The 17,312-nt window shown below is 55.7% G+C and carries 20 protein-coding genes; 10 read left to right on the top strand and 10 right to left on the bottom strand.

What is annotated here, in order from left to right:
• Positions 1 to 5: 5 nt before the first annotated feature.
• Positions 6 to 1,034, top strand: coding sequence for an alcohol dehydrogenase catalytic domain-containing protein (locus ACR0LY_RS03500; protein ID WP_170348667.1), 1,029 nt, complete (start codon positions 6 to 8; stop codon positions 1,032 to 1,034).
• A 285-nt stretch (positions 1,035 to 1,319) separates the two neighbouring features.
• Positions 1,320 to 1,988: a YrbL family protein gene (locus ACR0LY_RS03505; RefSeq protein ID WP_302477180.1), complete on the top strand. Its 669-nt coding sequence runs from the start codon at positions 1,320 to 1,322 to the stop codon at positions 1,986 to 1,988.
• Between the two features lie 118 nt (positions 1,989 to 2,106).
• On the opposite strand, the gene rpsI is transcribed toward ACR0LY_RS03505, so the two are convergent.
• Both rpsI and rplM read right to left on the bottom strand, forming a co-directional pair.
• Positions 2,107 to 2,592: a 30S ribosomal protein S9 gene (gene rpsI, locus ACR0LY_RS03510; protein ID WP_039535473.1), complete on the bottom strand. Its 486-nt coding sequence runs from the start codon at positions 2,590 to 2,592 to the stop codon at positions 2,107 to 2,109.
• A gap of 6 nt (positions 2,593 to 2,598) precedes the next feature.
• Positions 2,599 to 3,057 (bottom strand): 50S ribosomal protein L13, encoded by a 459-nt coding sequence (gene rplM, locus ACR0LY_RS03515; RefSeq protein ID WP_170348665.1) that lies wholly within the window; start codon positions 3,055 to 3,057, stop codon positions 2,599 to 2,601.
• A 237-nt stretch (positions 3,058 to 3,294) separates the two neighbouring features.
• Between rplM and ACR0LY_RS03520 the strand changes: the two genes are divergently transcribed.
• Positions 3,295 to 3,657, top strand: coding sequence for a nuclear transport factor 2 family protein (locus ACR0LY_RS03520; protein WP_170348664.1), 363 nt, complete (start codon positions 3,295 to 3,297; stop codon positions 3,655 to 3,657).
• A 4-nt stretch (positions 3,658 to 3,661) separates the two neighbouring features.
• Here ACR0LY_RS03520 and ACR0LY_RS03525 read toward each other — a convergent pair whose 3' ends face one another.
• Positions 3,662 to 5,065 (bottom strand): aminotransferase-like domain-containing protein, encoded by a 1,404-nt coding sequence (locus ACR0LY_RS03525; RefSeq protein ID WP_170348663.1) that lies wholly within the window; start codon positions 5,063 to 5,065, stop codon positions 3,662 to 3,664.
• A 98-nt stretch (positions 5,066 to 5,163) separates the two neighbouring features.
• Between ACR0LY_RS03525 and ACR0LY_RS03530 the strand changes: the two genes are divergently transcribed.
• The gene (locus tag ACR0LY_RS03530; protein WP_170348662.1) at positions 5,164 to 5,391 is read left to right on the top strand and encodes a DUF1127 domain-containing protein; all 228 of its coding nucleotides are present in this window, start codon (positions 5,164 to 5,166) and stop codon (positions 5,389 to 5,391) included.
• Positions 5,392 to 5,447: 56 nt separating this feature from the next.
• Here ACR0LY_RS03530 and ACR0LY_RS03535 read toward each other — a convergent pair whose 3' ends face one another.
• Complete coding sequence (locus ACR0LY_RS03535; RefSeq protein WP_170348661.1) at positions 5,448 to 5,891, bottom strand: PaaI family thioesterase; 444 nt, start codon at positions 5,889 to 5,891, stop codon at positions 5,448 to 5,450.
• A 58-nt stretch (positions 5,892 to 5,949) separates the two neighbouring features.
• On the opposite strand from ACR0LY_RS03535, the gene ACR0LY_RS03540 reads away from it, so the two are divergent.
• From ACR0LY_RS03540 to gluQRS, 4 genes are all read left to right on the top strand, one after another.
• Positions 5,950 to 6,735 carry an enoyl-CoA hydratase gene (locus ACR0LY_RS03540; protein WP_170348660.1) on the top strand — a complete coding sequence of 262 codons (786 nt, stop codon included), beginning with the start codon at positions 5,950 to 5,952 and terminating at the stop codon, positions 6,733 to 6,735.
• Between the two features lie 253 nt (positions 6,736 to 6,988).
• Positions 6,989 to 8,329, top strand: a complete 1,341-nt coding sequence (trmFO, locus tag ACR0LY_RS03545) for a methylenetetrahydrofolate--tRNA-(uracil(54)-C(5))-methyltransferase (FADH(2)-oxidizing) TrmFO (RefSeq protein ID WP_170348659.1) — start codon at positions 6,989 to 6,991, stop codon at positions 8,327 to 8,329.
• A gap of 37 nt (positions 8,330 to 8,366) precedes the next feature.
• The gene (locus ACR0LY_RS03550) at positions 8,367 to 8,981 is read left to right on the top strand and encodes a class I SAM-dependent DNA methyltransferase (RefSeq protein ID WP_170348658.1); all 615 of its coding nucleotides are present in this window, start codon (positions 8,367 to 8,369) and stop codon (positions 8,979 to 8,981) included.
• Positions 8,978 to 9,859 carry a tRNA glutamyl-Q(34) synthetase GluQRS gene (gene gluQRS, locus ACR0LY_RS03555; RefSeq protein WP_170348657.1) on the top strand — a complete coding sequence of 294 codons (882 nt, stop codon included), beginning with the start codon at positions 8,978 to 8,980 and terminating at the stop codon, positions 9,857 to 9,859. Before ACR0LY_RS03550 ends, gluQRS begins: the two co-directional genes overlap by 4 nt.
• Before the next feature lie 5 nt (positions 9,860 to 9,864).
• On the opposite strand, the gene hisI is transcribed toward gluQRS, so the two are convergent.
• Complete coding sequence (gene hisI, locus ACR0LY_RS03560; RefSeq protein WP_170348656.1) at positions 9,865 to 10,254, bottom strand: phosphoribosyl-AMP cyclohydrolase; 390 nt, start codon at positions 10,252 to 10,254, stop codon at positions 9,865 to 9,867.
• A 48-nt stretch (positions 10,255 to 10,302) separates the two neighbouring features.
• Here hisI and ACR0LY_RS03565 point away from each other — a divergent pair, with 48 nt between their 5' ends.
• Both ACR0LY_RS03565 and ACR0LY_RS03570 read left to right on the top strand, forming a co-directional pair.
• Entirely contained in the window at positions 10,303 to 10,755 is a 453-nt protein-coding gene (locus tag ACR0LY_RS03565) for an iron-sulfur cluster assembly scaffold protein (RefSeq protein WP_170348655.1), read from the top strand.
• 59 nt (positions 10,756 to 10,814) lie between these two features.
• The gene (locus ACR0LY_RS03570; RefSeq protein WP_170348654.1) at positions 10,815 to 11,453 is read left to right on the top strand and encodes a MarC family protein; all 639 of its coding nucleotides are present in this window, start codon (positions 10,815 to 10,817) and stop codon (positions 11,451 to 11,453) included.
• Between the two features lie 185 nt (positions 11,454 to 11,638).
• Here the strand turns inward: ACR0LY_RS03570 and ACR0LY_RS03575 are convergent, their stop codons facing one another.
• The 5 genes from ACR0LY_RS03575 to sciP all read right to left on the bottom strand — a co-directional run bounded on the left by ACR0LY_RS03575 (position 11,639) and on the right by sciP (position 17,298).
• A complete protein-coding gene (locus tag ACR0LY_RS03575; protein WP_264187059.1) occupies positions 11,639 to 11,761 on the bottom strand; it encodes a hypothetical protein in 123 nt (40 codons plus the stop codon).
• Positions 11,762 to 11,872: 111 nt separating this feature from the next.
• Positions 11,873 to 13,963, bottom strand: a complete 2,091-nt coding sequence (gene recG / locus ACR0LY_RS03580; RefSeq protein ID WP_170348653.1) for an ATP-dependent DNA helicase RecG — start codon at positions 13,961 to 13,963, stop codon at positions 11,873 to 11,875.
• On the bottom strand, positions 13,960 to 16,086 hold the full coding sequence (gene ligA / locus ACR0LY_RS03585; RefSeq protein WP_170348652.1) for an NAD-dependent DNA ligase LigA: 2,127 nt from the start codon (positions 16,084 to 16,086) through the stop codon (positions 13,960 to 13,962). Before ligA ends, recG begins: the two co-directional genes overlap by 4 nt.
• A 119-nt stretch (positions 16,087 to 16,205) precedes the next feature.
• A complete protein-coding gene (ctrA, locus tag ACR0LY_RS03590; protein WP_170348651.1) occupies positions 16,206 to 16,922 on the bottom strand; it encodes a response regulator transcription factor CtrA in 717 nt (238 codons plus the stop codon).
• An 82-nt stretch (positions 16,923 to 17,004) separates the two neighbouring features.
• Positions 17,005 to 17,298 (bottom strand): CtrA inhibitor SciP, encoded by a 294-nt coding sequence (gene sciP, locus ACR0LY_RS03595; RefSeq protein ID WP_170348650.1) that lies wholly within the window; start codon positions 17,296 to 17,298, stop codon positions 17,005 to 17,007.
• Positions 17,299 to 17,312 lie beyond the last annotated feature (14 nt).

The raw sequence follows: 17,312 nt of genomic DNA on the forward strand, positions 1-17,312 counted from the left end.
CGTCCATGACTACCTTGCCCGCGACCATGTTCGCAACCGTTCTGACACAAGACGGATATTCCGGTGAAGCCACTGGCCCTTATATCGACAGCGCCGGGGATTGGTTGGCCGAGGTGGAACTGCCCGTACCCGAGCCCGGTCCCGGACAAGTTCTGATCAAACTACGTGCGGCCTCGGTCAATCCGTCCGACATCCACTTCATCAAAGGTGAATATGGGCAGCCGCGCGTCAAAGGTGCCCCGGCTGGATTCGAAGGGTGTGGAGATGTCGTCGCAACCGGTTCTGGTGCCGAAGCATTGCGCGGTCAGCGGGTTTCCTTTGTCACTGCGGGTTCCGGCGCGTGGGCAGAATACGTACTGGCCCCGGCGATAATGTGCATTTCGCTGCGCCCCGAGATTTCCGACGAGGATGGTGCAGCTCAGATCGTGAATCCTCTTACAGCAATGGCAATGGTCGACATCGCGCGCACAACTGGAGAGGCGTTTGTCGTTTCGGCAGCGACCAGTCAGTTGGGCAAACTGATGTGTGGCCTCGGACGCGATCTCGGCTTGAAACCGATTGCCTTGGTCCGCCGGGCAGAAACCGTGGGCACCCTAATGGAACTTGGCGCATCGGACGTGTTAGTGACCACCGATCCAGATGTTGTTATAAAATTCGCTAACCTTAGCAAGGGTTTGAAACCCCGTGTTTTTCTAGATGCGGTGGCCGACCAACTGTCCGAGCAGATTTTCTGTTCTATGCCCAACCATGCCCGCTGGATCTGCTACGGAAAGCTCAGCCCCGACCTACCGACTTTAACACAGGCTGGTCAGCTCATCTTTTTGGGAAAACAGATTGAAGGGTTCTGGTTGACCAATTGGATTACATCCACGCCACCCGCTGATCAGGCGCGGGTTGTGGCGGAAGTTCAGGCCCGTTTCGCTGACGGACGATGGAAAACCGACATTTCAAAACGGCTCACCTTAAAAGATGTGGTGTCAAGCTTGGCGAACGCTCTGACAAAGAGAGACGGAAAGGTAATCATCACTCCTTAGCGAAACGACGCTCTGGTTAAGGGAATCTCCTCGGTTCGTTTTGCGTGTCGTTCTTGCTGTGACAGTGGGCGTGATTGGCCAGAACGGTGCCGTTGATCGGTGTGCTAAAGTTCGTTTGCCAACTTCGGGAACAATCAATTTATCTCTAAAAAACTATTTATTACCAATAAGGTATACAACTTATTTGAGCCAATATGATTTGGGCGGTCGCTTGTACCTTTTAGGTGGAATTTCAGAGGCACTGCCACAGCTTGCACCATCACGAAACTGTTATAATTTTACAGCATGGCCACGACTCGAATCGACAATCTGGTAAGGCTCAAAAACTCTGAGGTGATTGCTCAGGGTAATCGGCAGTTTGTCTACATGCACCCGGGTACGTCAGACGCGCTTCTAAAAATACCGCAGCCTGACACAATGGATGGTCAGGATGGTCTATTAGGGGATACTTGGTTCGATCGAACGTTTCGGCGATCTACTGTATTCAAAGGTTTCCTGCGCGAGTTTCACGAATCCTTTGACCTTATGGTGCGTTACCAGCACAGGGATGAGGCTATTCCTGTTTGCGAGGTCCGGGGTGTTGTGCAAACCGATATCGGCCTTGCCCTCGTCTATGAACGAATTTCCGAACCCGACGGGCAGTTGTCGCCCAGCCTGAAGGAATTGGCCAAAAGCGGACGCATTACGCGAGAACACTTAAATTCTCTGCACAAACACTTCGATATGTTGATCGAAGAACAGGTCCTTATCAGCAACAAGAATACCGGCAATATTGTCTATCAAACGTTTTCTGACGGGTCTGGCCGCTGGGTGTGGATAGACAGTTTTGGTAGCAAGCAGATGATCCCCGTTCGCCGCTGGTTTCGGTCTTTGAACCGGCGCAAGATCAATCAGATCAGAGAGAAATTTACGACCGTTGCCGAGAACGCTTTGCTCTCGAAGTCAGAGCGTTAGTCAACAAACCTCTCTTTGGCCAAAGAAACTACTCACTGGGTATCGGTCAAATATTGATTGCCCAAAAGAAAACGGTCGCAATTTCTTGCGACCGTTTGAAATTTGTATATTGCAGCGATTAACGCTTGGAGAACTGGAACGAACGACGCGCTTTGCGCTTACCGTATTTCTTACGTTCCACAACGCGGCTATCGCGGGTCAGGAAGCCAGCGGCTTTCAGTGCGCCACGCAGCGACGGATCGTACAGTTGCAGCGCTTTCGAGATGCCGTGCTTGACCGCACCGGCCTGACCGGTCAGGCCACCGCCTTTGACGGTTGCGACAACGTCGAACTCACCTTCTACACCAGCAACCTGGAACGGCTGGCGCAGGATCAGCTGCAGAACGGGACGAGCAAAGTACTTGTCCTGATCCTTGCCGTTTACGGTGACCTTGCCGGAACCCGGCTTGATCCAAACGCGGGCAACAGCGTCTTTACGCTTACCGGTGGCGTAGGAGCGGCCCAGCTCGTCACGCACGGGTTCACGCACGATGACTTCTTCGGCCACGGTTTCAACGCCTGCGACGGCGCTCAGCTCTTCGAGAGTATTGATCTGATCAGCCATCGGTCATTAGCTCCGGGTGTTTTTCTTGTTCATGGACTTAACGTCCAGAACTTCGGGCGCTTGCGCCTCGTGGGGATGCTCGGCACCGGCGTAAACGCGCAGGTTGGTCATAACCTGACGCGACAGGCGGTTGCCCGGCAGCATACGCTTGACCGCTTGGGTCACGACGCGCTCGGGGTGTGCACCCTCGAGGATCTGCTGCTTGGTGCGCGACTTGATGCCGCCCGGGTGGCCAGTGTGCCAGTAGAAGTTTTCTTCGCGCTTCTTACCTGTCATCTGGATTTTGTCAGCGTTGATCACGATGACGTTGTCGCCCATGTCCATATTCGGGGTGAACGACGCTTTGTGCTTGCCACGCAGGCGCATGGCGACGATCGAGGCAAGACGGCCCAGAACAACGCCCTCGGCGTCGATCAGGATCCATTTCTTGTCGATGTCTGCAGGTGTTGCAGAAAAGGTTTTCATGGCAGGATAGTCCTGTTTGATGTGAAAGACCGCCCCAAATCAGAGCGGCCCGAATTCGATGGAGCGTATTTAGAGGCCCCCGCAGCGCAGGTCAACAACACTAAACTCTTTTAAATATAGTAAAATCAATGAGTTATAAAATAGGTACTATTTTACCCCATAATTAAGCCCATTTATCCCTGCCCCGCCTCGCCCGCTATACTGAATAAGCAATTCGATTCAAGGAGCGTGACTACTATGGAGTGGCAACAAACCATCGCTGACTATGGCGCATCCTGGCAAGAGACGGGCCCGGATAAGCGCCTTGTGCTTTTGACAAAGTGCTTTGCTGAAAACGGTCGCTATGTCGACCCGACCGCCGAAGTGAATGGCCGCGTGAACCTGTGCGATCATATTGGCGAAGTTCTACTAAGTTCTGGTGGACGTGTTGAACTGACCAGCGAACCGTCCAACCATCACGATGTTGTCCATTTTACTTGGCACATGATCGGTCCGGATGGCGGTATCGTTGTGTCAGGCCACGATTTTGTTCGTTTGGATGCCGAGGGTAAAATATCCGATTTGGCGGGTTTCTTTGGTGATCCGGCCCCACTGAATTGAACGATCAAACACTGATCTGTTCCGGCGGATTGTCCAGCAGACGCCGCAACCTGTGCATCGCATCTTCAAACCGTTCCAGGGACACATGCCCGTTCATGGCGATACGAACCGCATTCGGGGCTCGTCCGTCCCGCAAAGCGAACTCATCGGCAGACCGGAGCTGTATCCCCTCTCGTTCAGCCGCACGGCTGAAGGCTGCGGCGCGCCAACCCGAAGGCAAGTTCAGCCACACAAAAGGCACATCCGGCGCCCAGTTCAAATCGAACCCGCCCAAGGCGTTGACCGCAACGCGAACATATTCACCCATTCGAACCCGCACGTCCCTTGCAATCTGCAGCGTACGAGGATCAGACAGCAGCAACCTGGTCAATTCCGCCAACGGCTGCGCCAAACCAAAGTACCCGTATTCCGCCGAACGCCGCAGGTCGACGCTCCGCTCACGCGGGGCAATGGCAAACCCAACACGCAGCGCAGGTGTCAGAGTTTTCGAGATTGAAGATACATGCCACCCCCGTTCCGGTGCCAAAGCACGAAAGCTGGGTTCACGAGCGTCGCCCATGCGATAACAATCATCCTCGATGATCTGAAGGTCAAAGCGCCGGGCCACGTCGACAATTTCTTTCCGACGTTCAAGCGGTGTATGCGCGCCGGTCGGATTCTGTACCTCTGGTGAAACGCAGATGGCTTGTGCTGGTGTCTGGCGCAGGACATGTTCCATCGCGGACGGATCGACGCCCCACTTATCCATTTTCACGCCAACCACATCAGCGCGCATCAATTCCCCGGCCCGGCGGAACCCGGCATAGGAAAGGTCTTCGACCAGAACGACCGGTTTTGGCCCCCGCAGGATTGTTTGAAACACAAGGCACAGCCCATTTTGCCCCCCATGCGTCAGCACAATATCGTCATGCGACAATGCACCCAAAGGTAGGTCAGACAGCCACTCCACCACCGCCTGCCGCATGGGTTGATAGGCGTCGCGGGTCGGGTAGTTCAAAAATAGACCCGGATCAGCCTGGGCCACTTTTTGCAGGCACTCCCGGATTAGCGAGACCTGCCCAACATCCGCCAATCGTGGGCTGAACAGGCTGACATTGGCGTTGTACTTGTTGTCTTGCAAATGCAGCTGACGGGCCCAGACATCATCCAGGATTGGCGATTTGGGCGGGGCGACAAATGTACCACGTCCGACCTCGGCGTGTAACAATCCCTCATCCGTCAAAATCGTGTAAGCCCGCGCAACTGTGCCCGGCGTGATTTGTAACCGATACGCCAATTCACGCACTGGGGGCAGCTTTGTCCCGACCTCCAGCAATTTGTTATCAATCGCTTTTCTGATTGTATCAGCGACCAGAGTATATTTCGGCCCCTTGGATTTTGGCAGCGAATCCGGCCAAATTGTATCCATTACAATTCTTCCTTTGATTTTGGCACAATCCTGAATGTATCAAGCACATATACCGAACACTTTAACTTTGTGTCAATACAATTTGAAAGGATACCCTGATGACACGCTCGATGCACAACCCCGCCCTCTTGCTGCTGAACGACAGCCCCCGGCTGCCGCTGATCGCCGCGCTGGCCGTGCGGTTTGCGGCGACGGTCACGAAATGGGAACGTCAACGCCGTAGCCGGCTCAATCTGTCCAAGCTGGATGACAGGCTTCTTAAGGATGTCGGTCTGACAAGATATCAGGCTCGTCAGGAATTCACCCGCCCATTCTGGCAGGGTTGAGTTTTCCCCAGTCCCTTGATGGGACCTCTTCCTGGCCGGGCTTCGCCCGGCCTTTTTTATCCGAAGGCCGCCGCGGCCGATCCTTCGGGAGGTAATGAATAGGTCATCGTGGCGCGCGCGACGGGTCTGTCCGACCCTTCTGAAAACATAAGCACATCCCCAACAGCCAGACTGCGGCCCAGCTTTAGCAGTCGACATCGGGCAATAATATCTTTGCCGCCCTCGGGTTTTCTTAAAAAATCTAAGGAGCTGTTCGTGGTAACGGCCAAGGATTGGCGTCCCTTGCGCGCCAGGATCATCGCATAGACACTAACATCCGCCAACCCGAACATGGATGGCCCTGAAACTGTACCGCCAGGGCGCAGATGGCGATCTTCGACAACCAATCGCATCTCGATCGAGTCCTCATCCAGCTTTTCCACGACGAAATCCCGATGTACCTGTGGGAAGATTTGCCGCAGGTATTCCATCAGGTCTTCCCGGCTCATGGCCAATGACATGCTTCCCCTCCTCGACTTGCCGACCTAGAGTTGGCCCAACATCGCTACGGAGGGCAAGATGGCAATTTTGGAACGTAACGACACAGGCGCAGTCGCCACACTGACAATGAACGCGCCCGATCGTCTGAACGCCCTGAGCGACGAAATGCTGGCTGCCCTGCAATCCGAGTTCGACAGCCTGCGCGATGACAGCGCGATTCGGGCGGTTATCCTGCGCGGTGAAGGCAAAGCGTTCTGTGCGGGTCATGATCTGAAACAGATGACAGCCGGACGTCAGGCCGAGGACGGCGGCAAAGCTTATTTCCAGGGCTTGTTCGCCAGATGCACCCAGATGATGCTGTCAATCCGGTCCCTGCCCCAACCGGTCATCGCACAGGTCCACGGTATCGCCACCGCTGCGGGATGCCAGTTGGTCGCCACCTGCGATCTGGCCGTCGCGGCTGAAGGTACGCGGTTTGGCGTGAACGGTGTGAATATCGGTTTGTTCTGCTCGACACCGATGGTTGCCCTCAGCCGGAACATCTCGCGCAAGCGCGCGTTCGAGATGCTGACGACTGGCGACTTTATCTCGGCCGAAACCGCAGCCGAGCTGGGTCTGATCAATCGCGTCGTGCCCGAAATGCTGTTGGAGCATGAAACCGTGTCGCTTGCCGATCAGCTTGCGGCCAAATTGGGTTCGGCTGTGAAAATCGGCAAACAGGCCTTCTACAAGCAGCTGGAAATGCCTCTGGAGCAGGCCTATGACTATACCGGAGACGTAATGGCGCAGAATATGCTGCATCGCGATACTGAAGAAGGCATATCCGCATTTATCGAAAAAAGGCCGCCGAACTGGCACCAATAAAGCGATTATTGTCAACAATTTTTACGATTGTTCGTAATTTTGCACTTCCCAAAAGGGCGACACTGTGGCAATGCTGGGACAGGGCTATGGCTCTAGATACACTTTTTGGGTCGCCGTGGGCGGAAGGTCCCTCCAAGCTGGTTTCTCTCACCGGCGTCGACATTCCCGCAGCGGCGACCCCAAAATTCCCATAAATTCTTAAACTAAGCGGCCTGTGTTGCGTTGCACGGTTCACTGTCCTATGTGGCAGCGCATGACACAAAAACTGCATATCGTGGGCGGCGGCATGGCCGGGTCCGAGGCCGCCTGGCAGGCGGCGGAAATGGGCGTAGATGTGGTGATCCACGAAATGCGACCCAAAGTAGGCACCTTTGCGCACCAAACTGGCAATCTGGCCGAGATGGTGTGTTCGAACTCATTCCGCTCAGACGATGATGAACAGAACGCCGTTGGCTTGCTGCATTGGGAAATGCGCGCCGCGAACGGCCTGATCATGACAACGGCGGACGCGCACCGGCTGCCCGCGGGTGGTGCGCTTGCTGTAGACCGCGATCCTTTTGCCGAGGCGGTTACCGCCAAACTGCAGGCCCATCCGCGTATCGAGGTTACAGGGGAAGAAGTCACTGCCCTGCCCGATGACGGCCACTGGATCTTTGCCACTGGTCCTTTGACATCGGCAACATTGGGTGACTCCATCCGAACCGAAACGGGTGCAGAGTCCCTGGCATTTTTCGACGCCATTGCCCCGATTGTCTATGCCGACAGCATCGATATGAGCAAAGCCTGGATGCAATCGCGCTATGACAAAGGCGAGACCGAGGAAGAACGCACCGCCTATCTGAACTGCCCAATGGACCGCGATCAGTATGAGGCATTTATCGACGCTCTGCTGGCCGCTGACAAAACTGAGTTTCACGAAGGCGAAACGGCGGGGTATTTCGACGGCTGCCTTCCGATCGAGGTGATGTCAGAGCGTGGTCGCGAAACGCTGCGCCACGGCCCGATGAAGCCGGTCGGCCTTACTAATCCTCATCAGCCTGACGTCAAACCGCATGCGGTGGTGCAACTGCGCCGCGACAATGCCCTTGGCACGCTGTTCAATATCGTCGGCTTTCAAACCAAGATGAAATATGGCGCGCAGACCGAAGTGTTCCGTATGATCCCCGGTCTGGAAAACGCCAGCTTTGCGCGGTTGGGCGGTATTCACCGCAATACGTTTATCAACTCTCCGACGCTTTTGGATGCGCAGATGCGGTTGAAATCGAAACCAAATATCCGTTTTGCGGGGCAGATCACCGGGGTCGAGGGTTATGTCGAAAGCGCGGCGATGGGCCTGTTGGCCGGTCGTCTGGCCGCGGCCGAGATTCTGGGCCGGACCCTGCCCGAGGTTCCGCAGGACAGCGCCATGGGCGCCCTGATCCACCACATCACCGGCGGGGCCGAGGCCAAGACTTTTCAGCCCATGAACGTCAATTTCGGCTTATTCCGACCAGTCGACGGGCTAAAAGGCGGTCGGCGCGGTCGCAAGGACCGCTACAAAGCTTATACGGATCGCGCCAAGGCCGAGTGGACTAACTGGCTGGAGCAGTGTTGACTGGACGCTGTTGGCTCATGCAGCGTAGTATCCGTGTATGAGCGATAAGTACCTCAAAGACGTCTATAATCTGGACACCCCGCAAGAGACGCATGCGCACTATCAAAAATGGGCGTCCTCCTATGATGCCGAGGTTGGCGCGCATGGCTATGCGACCCCCGGGCGGGTGGCCGAGGCGTTATGGTCAAGACTGCCCGAGCCGCAAACACCGATCCTGGATTATGGCTGTGGCACCGGATTGTCCGGTGTAGCCTTGCGTGCGGCGGGTTTCGAAGTGATTGACGGCGTTGATCCAACTCCGAAGATGCTAGAAGGCGCTCTGGCCAAGGGGGTCTATAGAAGTCTTTCAACCTTTGAGATCACCAATCCCGATCCGTTGGATCAAGGAGCCTACAAGGCGATCACCGCAATCGGTGTCATTGGGGTTGGCGCAGCACCGCCCGAGGTTTTCGATATGCTGATGCGCGCGCTTCCCGAAGGTGGCCTGCTTGGCTTTTCCTTTAATGATCATGCGCTTGAGGACGTCTCTTACACTTCACGCTTGAATGATTGGCTTGATATGGGGGCAGCTCGTTTGCTGTTTCGGGAATACGGTCCACACCTACCAGGAATGGACCTTAAGTCAGACGTATATATCGTTGAAAAAGCGTGATATTTAAAACCCGATTTGCGCCATCTCCCACAGGTCCGTTGCATCTGGGACATGCGTATTCAGCGATGCTCGCCCATGATCTGGCCGGGTCTGAAGACGGTCAATTCCTGCTGCGGATCGAGGATATCGACCAATCTCGATCGCGCCCCCACTGGGAAGAACAAATTTATGATGACCTGCGGTGGCTTGAGCTGTGGTGGCCTGAACCCATAATGCGTCAGTCCGACCGGTTGGCAGTATATGACAGAGCATTGGATGACTTGTGGTCGCGGGGCCTGCTTTATCCCTGCACCTGCAACCGCAAAGATATCGCCGCTGCGGCCAGTGCCCCACAAGAAGGTGCACCGTTGCACGGGCCTGATGGGATCATCTACCCTGGGACGTGCCGTGGCAAACGTCGAGACACACAACGTCCCACGGACATTCCTTTGAGATTGGATATGGCCGCTGCAGGCCGCGTGCTTACGGGTTCGGCCCAACCCGGTGCAAAAGTCGGCGCATTTCACGAATCCGGCGCGGGACCAAATGGAGAGACGGGCACCATCCCGTTTTCTTTAGGCGAGCTGACAGACACAATCGGCGACGTTGTCCTGTCGCGACGCGATATGGGAACGTCCTATCACTTGTCAGTGGTCTTGGACGACGCCGCACAGGGTATTACCCATGTTGTACGCGGCCAGGACTTGTTCGAAGCGACCCGTATTCATGTTGTGCTGCAAGCGTTGCTGGGTCTACCGACACCACAGTACTTTCATCACCGGTTGATCCGCGACGATGTTGGAAAACGTTTGGCCAAGCGTGACGACGCACGGGCGATCTCGAAATACCGGGCCGAGGGGGCGTCGCCAGCAGATATCCGGGCGATGGTTGGACTGTGAACCGGTCACTCCATGGGTGACATCAGCTCGACCTCGTCGCCGCCTCGTACCGCGGTATAGAAACAGGTCCGGCGATTTGTATGGCACGCAGCACCGGTTTGACGCACTAGAACCAGCATACAATCGCGGTCACAATCAAAGCGGAAATCCACCAATTCCTGCACATGGCCCGAGGTTTCGCCCTTGATCCAAAACGACTGACGCGACCGCGACCAATATGTGACGCGCCCGGTTTCCAACGTCTTCTCAATGGCTTGAATATTCATCCAGGCCATCATCAACACTTCACCCGAGCTTGCATCCTGAGCGATGGCAGGGATCAGCCCGGCCTCATTAAACTTCAGCGAGGACGGATCAAACGCGACGGTGGCAGACATGAGAAAAACCTTTTGCATCCCGGTAGATGCTCACTATGTATGGGGAACAGACAACGAGGGAAAGCCATGTCCGGCGAGAACGACCTGATAAAGCTCTATTCCGGCCGCATTCTGGCGCTGGCTGCGGATATTCCGCATCTGGACCGGCTCGAGAATCCTGATGCTACGGTGAAAAAACGCTCACCCCTGTGCGGATCGACGGTGACCGTTGATGTGAAGATACAGGACGGCAAGATCTCGGAGTTCGGGCAGGACGTCAAAGCCTGTGCCTTGGGCCAGGCTTCGGCCTCAGTCGTGGGCAGTGCCATCATTGGGGCGACTCGGGCGCAGGTGGAAACTGCACGCGATCAATTGGCCGCCATGTTGAAGAAAGACGGGCCCGTACCTGATGCACCATTTGATGAGCTCGAAGTTCTGATCCCTGCGCGGGACTACAAGAACCGCCACGCATCGATACTGCTGGCCCTTGAGGCCACCGCCGAAGCGATGCGGCAAGCTGAACAGGCAAATTGCGCATAACATTGGAATTTTTGCGGGCAATCCGGTTTAATCACCCCGCATGATGTCGGGGGGATTGGATGGAAAAATTGCTTGAACACTTTGTTACACTCTGGGTCGTAATTGACCCGATTGGCACAATCCCTGTTTTCATAGCCGTCACAGCGGGCCTGACTGCAGCGGCCCGTCGCAAAACAGCCCTGCTCGCCGCGCTGGTCAGCGCTGGTGTCCTTCTGTTCTTTTTGATTTTCGGCCAATTGCTGATCGAGGCGCTGGATATCGGGCTGAATTCGTTTCAGGTCGCTGGTGGTATCATCCTGTTCCTTTTCGCGCTGACAATGATCTTTGGCGAAAGCAAACAAGTCGTCGAACAGCATGAAGCTGAAGAGGAAATGGAGATTTCCGCCAACAAACCCAATCCGGCGATTTTCCCGTTGGCAGTACCGTCCTTGGCGTCACCCGGTGCAATGCTGGCGATTGTCATTCTCACCGACAATAACCGTTACAGCGCCGCGGATCAGGGTATTACGGCGCTGGTCATGCTGTCCGTTATTCTGATTTCGTTTGTTCTGATGCTGCTGGCGGACCCGATAATCCGTGTCATCCGTTCTTCGGGTGCTGCGATTATCAGCCGGGTCATGGGAATGATCTTGGCTTCGGTCGCAGTGAATTCCGTTCTGTCCGCGCTTCTTGAGATCATGAAAACCGGGCAGTTATAAGAAAAAACCGCCGCACCTTCCGGGCGGAAAGGGCGGCGGCAGGTTGTGCGTGTCTCGCGTGGGGTCCGGATAGCCGCACGGGGCCGAGGCAGGCCCCTCAAGGGAATTGGGACAGGCAGGTCACCCTTGACTGAAATGGGGATGACAGCGCGGTATGATCGGCACGAGATCGCAGGCAGAAAGGCTTAGAATGCTCCGGGCAGGTGCAGGGCAACCATCAACATGACCACCAAAGACACGGCCCCCACAGCATCTTGCAAAATCGTCGATTGCGAGCGGCTCAGGGCGGTCTTGATCTGGGTCAGCATGGTCTCACCTCCGGTCGAGATTTAATCCTTTGTTGACCTTTTGTTCTCATATTTTGATGAGTCGGTAAAGAACTTTTTGAGAACATTTGTGAACTTAGTGGAACAAAATTTCTAACCTACTGAAATCAAACGGATTGCCTGATCCTGTTTCATAAGCCACAGCAGAACACGTGCCGCCTGCCCCCGGTCCGATTTCAAACGGGGATCAGCAGACAGAAACGCACGGGCATCAGTCTGCGCCGTTGCCATCAACCCTGCCTGACGTTCCAGGTCTGCGATCCGAAATTTCGGCAACCCGGATTGCGCTGTCCCGATCAAATCACCCGCGCCACGCATTTGCAGATCAGTTTCTGAAATACGAAACCCGTCTTCGGTTTCGCGTAGCACTTCTAATCGTTTCCGCCCGCTTTCACTGAGCGGAGGCTGATACATCAGCAGGCAGGTTGAATCCGCCTCACCACGCCCAACGCGTCCGCGCAACTGGTGCAGTTGCGCAAGCCCAAAAATCTCAGCGCGCTCTATGACCATGATCGAGGCGTTTGGGACATTTACCCCAACCTCGATCACGGTTGTGGCGACAAGTATCTTGGTTTGCCCATCCTGAAATGCCTTCATGGCAGCATCTTTATCGACCGATGGCATCTGGCCATGCACCAACCCGACCACTCCTTCGCCCAGAATGGCGCGCAAGCGTTTGAAACGCTCTTCGGCCGCCGTCAGGTCTGAAACTTCGGATTCGTCGACCAACGGGCACACCCAGTAACACTGGCGCCCTTCATCAATCGCGCGATGTAGGTGCGAAACGACATCGTCCATACGATCTGTGCTGATGATGGCCGTCTTGATAGGTTTTCGTCCCGGCGGTTTTTCGTCCAGCACCGAAACATCCATATCGCCATATTGCGCCAAGGCCAGACTGCGAGGGATCGGAGTGGCGGTCATCACCAGCACATCCGCGCCCTGCCCTTTTTCCGATAACTCCATTCGTTGCCGAACACCGAACCGGTGCTGTTCATCGACAATCGCAAGCCGGAGCGCCCTAAATTCAACATCGCTTTGAAATACCGCGTGAGTTCCGACCAGGATTTGAATATCGCCATTCTTCAGCGCCGCCAGCTTTGCACGTCGTTCCGCGCCCTTGTCCCGGCCAGTGAGGATTTCCAGCACGACCCCAGCCTCTTCGGCCAACGGGCGCAATCCCTCCAGATGTTGCCGGGCCAGAATTTCGGTAGGCGCCATCATGACGCCCTGGCCTTTGGCCTCGACCGCGATGAGCAAGGCCATAAAGGCCACCAGCGTCTTGCCCGCACCCACGTCGCCCTGCAATAACCGGTTCATACGCGCGTCCGAAGCCATATCGCCAGCGATGTCGTCAATGGCCCGCAACTGCGCTTTGGTAGGTTGATATGGCAGGCCGGCAAGAACCTTGGCCTGCAAAGCACCCGTTCCGGCACTGACCAGACCCCGCGCTTTCCGCTCTCGCTGACGGGCCAAGGCCAACGTCAATTGATGCGCAAACAACTCATCATAGGCCAGACGTTCCCGTGCCGGAGCATGAGCAGCCACATCATCTGCCCCCTGCGGGTTATGCGCAGCTGCAATTGCAGTGGCCCAGGCTGACCACCCTTGCTTAGCCACCAGGGTGGGATCGATCCATTCAGCCAATTCCGGGGCCCGCGCCAACGCGCTGCGGGCAGCCTTATAGGCCGTTTTCTGTGTGATCCCCTGTGTCAGATGATACACCGGTTCAAAATCCGGAATTTCCTGCGCCTCTTCCACAGGCACCATATGATCCGGGTGGACCATCTGCGCCATGCCATCGAACAGTTCGAGCTTGCCCGAAATCACCCGCCGTGAACCTTCCGGCAAAATACGCTTCAGGTAGTCACCGCGCGCGTGAAAGAACACCAACTGGAAATCTGCCTGGCTATCCTCGACATGCACCCGGTAAGCGCCGCCCTTATTGCGGGCGGGCCGGTGCGTACCAACAGTCACTTCAACTGTCAGTGTGGTCGGCAGGTCAACACCCTGAATCGTATCGCGCCGACGGCGGTCAATGACGGCATATGGCAGGCTGAACAGCACATCGCGCGGCGACTCCGTCCCCGCTTGGGTCAAGACCTGAGCTGTCTTCGGCCCAACCCCATCCAAAGTTTCCAACCCCGCGAACAGCGGAAACAGGCTTTCCGGGCGCCCGCTCATGCAGTTCCGATCAGCTGCAACCAGCCATCCTCATCCAATGTTTCAATACCCAGTTCGGCAGCTTTCTTTGCCTTGGAGCCAGCACCGGGGCCGGCAACCAGAATATCGGTTTTCTTGCTGACCGAACCCGAGACTTTAGCCCCTAATGCCTCGGCGCGGGCCTTGGCCTCAGCGCGAGTCATCTTTTCCAGCGTGCCCGTGAAGACGACTGTTTTGCCTGCGACCGGACTGCCGGCTGTGTCGGGGCGTTTCGCCTCTTGTATGTCCAGCTGGGCGACCAGCGCATCAATGCTGGCGCGCTCGGCCTTTTGCGCGAAGGCTGATATGAGGGCGCGGGCCATAACCTCGCCGACGCCATCCACGCCCAACAAGTCGTCCCATTCGGGGCCTTCGAACCCCGCCGCAGAGGTAATGGCGCGTTCAAAGTCACCCCAGTTTCCATAATGTGTCGCGATCAGGTTCGACGCGGCCTCACCCAAATGGCGGATGCCGAGTGCAAACAGTAGCCGACCAAAGGGAATTTTTCGTTTCTCATCGATGGCCTCCCACAGGTTACCCGCACTTTGCGCCCCCCAGCCTTTGCGATTGGCCAGTTTGTTCAGGTTTGCCGCATCGCGTGTCTGCAGGGTGAAAATATCGACCGGCGTTCTAACTGGCAGATCCGGGTCATCGTAAAACATCTCGATCTGCTTGGCGCCCAAACCTTCGATGTCGAAGGCCTTGCGAGAAACGAAGTGCTTCAGCTTTTCAACCGCCTGTGCCGGACAAATTACACCCCCGGTACAGCGGCGCACTGCGTCGCCCTCTTCGCGGACCGCGTCGCTGTTGCATTGGGGGCAGGTCTTTGGGAACTGAAACGGCTCTGCCCCTTCGGGTCGTTTCGAGATATCGACATCGGCCAGTTTCGGGATCACATCACCAGCGCGGTATACCTGCACCCAATCACCGACCCGAATATCCTTGCCGTCGCGGATAGTACCACCTTTGGCGTCACGACCCGCAATATAATCTTCGTTGTGCAAGGTGGCATTCGACACGACCACACCACCCACCGTGACCGGGTGCAACCGGGCAACCGGGCTGAGCGCCCCAGTGCGGCCAACCTGAATGTCGATCGCTTCAAGTCGGGTCCAGGCCAGTTCTGCAGGAAACTTGTGCGCAATCGCCCAGCGGGGGGTTGTGGAGCGGAAACCCAGACGCCCCTGCAAGGACAGATCGTTCACTTTGTAGACGACGCCGTCGATATCATAACCCAAGGTGGATCGTTGGGCCTCGATCTCGCGGTAATGCGCCAGCATCTGATCCGTCGTTTCACACAGCTGGGTCAGGGAATTGGTGGCGAAACCAAGACCGCGCAACCGGTCAATTGCCTTCATTTGGGTTTCTGCCAACGGTTCGGACAGCTCACCCCAGGCATAGGCAAAGAACCGCAATGGACGGGATCGCGTGACGGACGAATCCAATTGCCGTAAGGAACCCGCAGCCGCGTTTCGTGGATTGGCGAAAGGCTTTTCTCCTGCCTCTTCCTGCCGCGCATTTAGCTTTTCAAAGTCTTCATGAGACATGTAGACCTCGCCCCGAACTTCCAAAATGTCGGGCGCATTTTCCAAGGTTTGGGGAATATCTGAAATAGTCCGGGCATTTGCCGTGACATTTTCACCAACTTCGCCGTCTCCGCGGGTGGCCGCCTGAACCAATTTGCCCTTCTCATACCGCAAGGAAAGCGACAGACCGTCAATTTTAGGTTCAGCCGTGTAAGACAAAGGTTTAGATGCTTCCAACCCGAGGTACTTTCGGATTGAGCGGTCAAAATCCTGCACGTCTTCGTCGTCGAACGCATTGCCCAGCGACATCATGCGAACAGCATGGGTAACTTTCGAAAAACCGTCAGACGGGCGAGCGCCGACTTGATCCGAGGGGCTGTCGGCGCGCTTTAGTTGCGGAAACCGCGTTTCGATTTCAGCATTTCGACGCTTGAGCGCATCATATTCGGCGTCCGAAATCTCGGGGGCGTCTTCGCCGTAATACAGCGTGTTTGCCCGCGCCAACTGTTCGGCCAATTGCGCCAACTCAGCGCGCGCGGCCTGTTCGGTCAGGTCAGATACCGGAATCAATTTGCTCATGGCCTCGCCCTGTCACTTAGTCTTGGACTTCAGTGATAGGGCGAGGTCATGGTCAGGTCCAGACGTGCTGTTCAGTGAGTGAAAGCGGTCGCCCCGGACCACGGGCGACCATGTTCAAATCAGGCCCCAACCGCCATCCGCGTTTCGTCAACACTGTTGCTTTGCGGATCACGCAGGACATAGCCCCTGCCCCAAACTGTCTCGATGTAATTTTCACCACTGGTGGCGTTGCTGAGTTTTTTACGCAGCTTGCAGATGAAAACGTCGATGATTTTCAGCTCGGGCTCGTCCATGCCGCCATAGAGGTGGTTCAGGAACATCTCTTTAGTCAACGTGGTGCCCTTACGTAGGCTCAGCAGCTCAAGCATCTGATATTCCTTACCGGTCAGATGAACAGCTTTGCCTTCCACTTCGACCGTTTTGGCATCGAGGTTAACCGCAACGCGACCGGTCTGGATGATGGATTGCGAATGCCCTTTTGAGCGGCGGATGATGGCATGGATTCGGGCCACCAACTCCTCTCGATGGAAGGGCTTGGTCATATAATCGTCGGCACCGAACCCAAATCCTTTTATTTTGCTTTCCGTGTCGTCTGCGCCTGACAGGATCAGGATCGGTGTTTCCACCCGAGCGATGCGCAGTTGCCGCAGGACTTCATGCCCATTCATGTCCGGCAAATTCAAGTCCAGCAGGATCAGATCGTAGTCATAAAGCTTTGCAAGATCGATACCTTCCTCACCCAAATCCGTTGCATAGACGTTGAGGTTTGCGTGTGTCAGCATCAATTCAATGCTTTTGGACGTAGTCGGATCATCCTCGACAAGAAGTATACGCATTTACTGCTCCAATTCGGGTCAATTTACCAATTCAAATTGAGCCTGCTCAAAAATGGTTAATCTGACGTTACCGTTGAATCATTTATTCCCTTTCACCCTTAGGTTGTCGATATTTTTTTAACGCAGTCACTTTCAAAGCGTCCGTTCCGTGTTCAGCAACAGCGGCAACCCAGGCGTTAAATTCCTCATCACTAAGGCCGTATCGCTTTTTAGCGTCTGACAGTGTGATCAGCCCATAAACCACCCCCCGCACGACGATTGCCTTGCGCGATGCGACCCAGCGTGTCGTATCCCTTGGCGGCAGATCGGCGCGCGATAAAACCGTTCCATCCGGTAGGGTTATGGATCTTGGACCCTCAACTTTGTGCAAAAACATTTTATGACCCTCTT

This window comes from Ruegeria sp. BC5 (assembly GCF_056539205.1).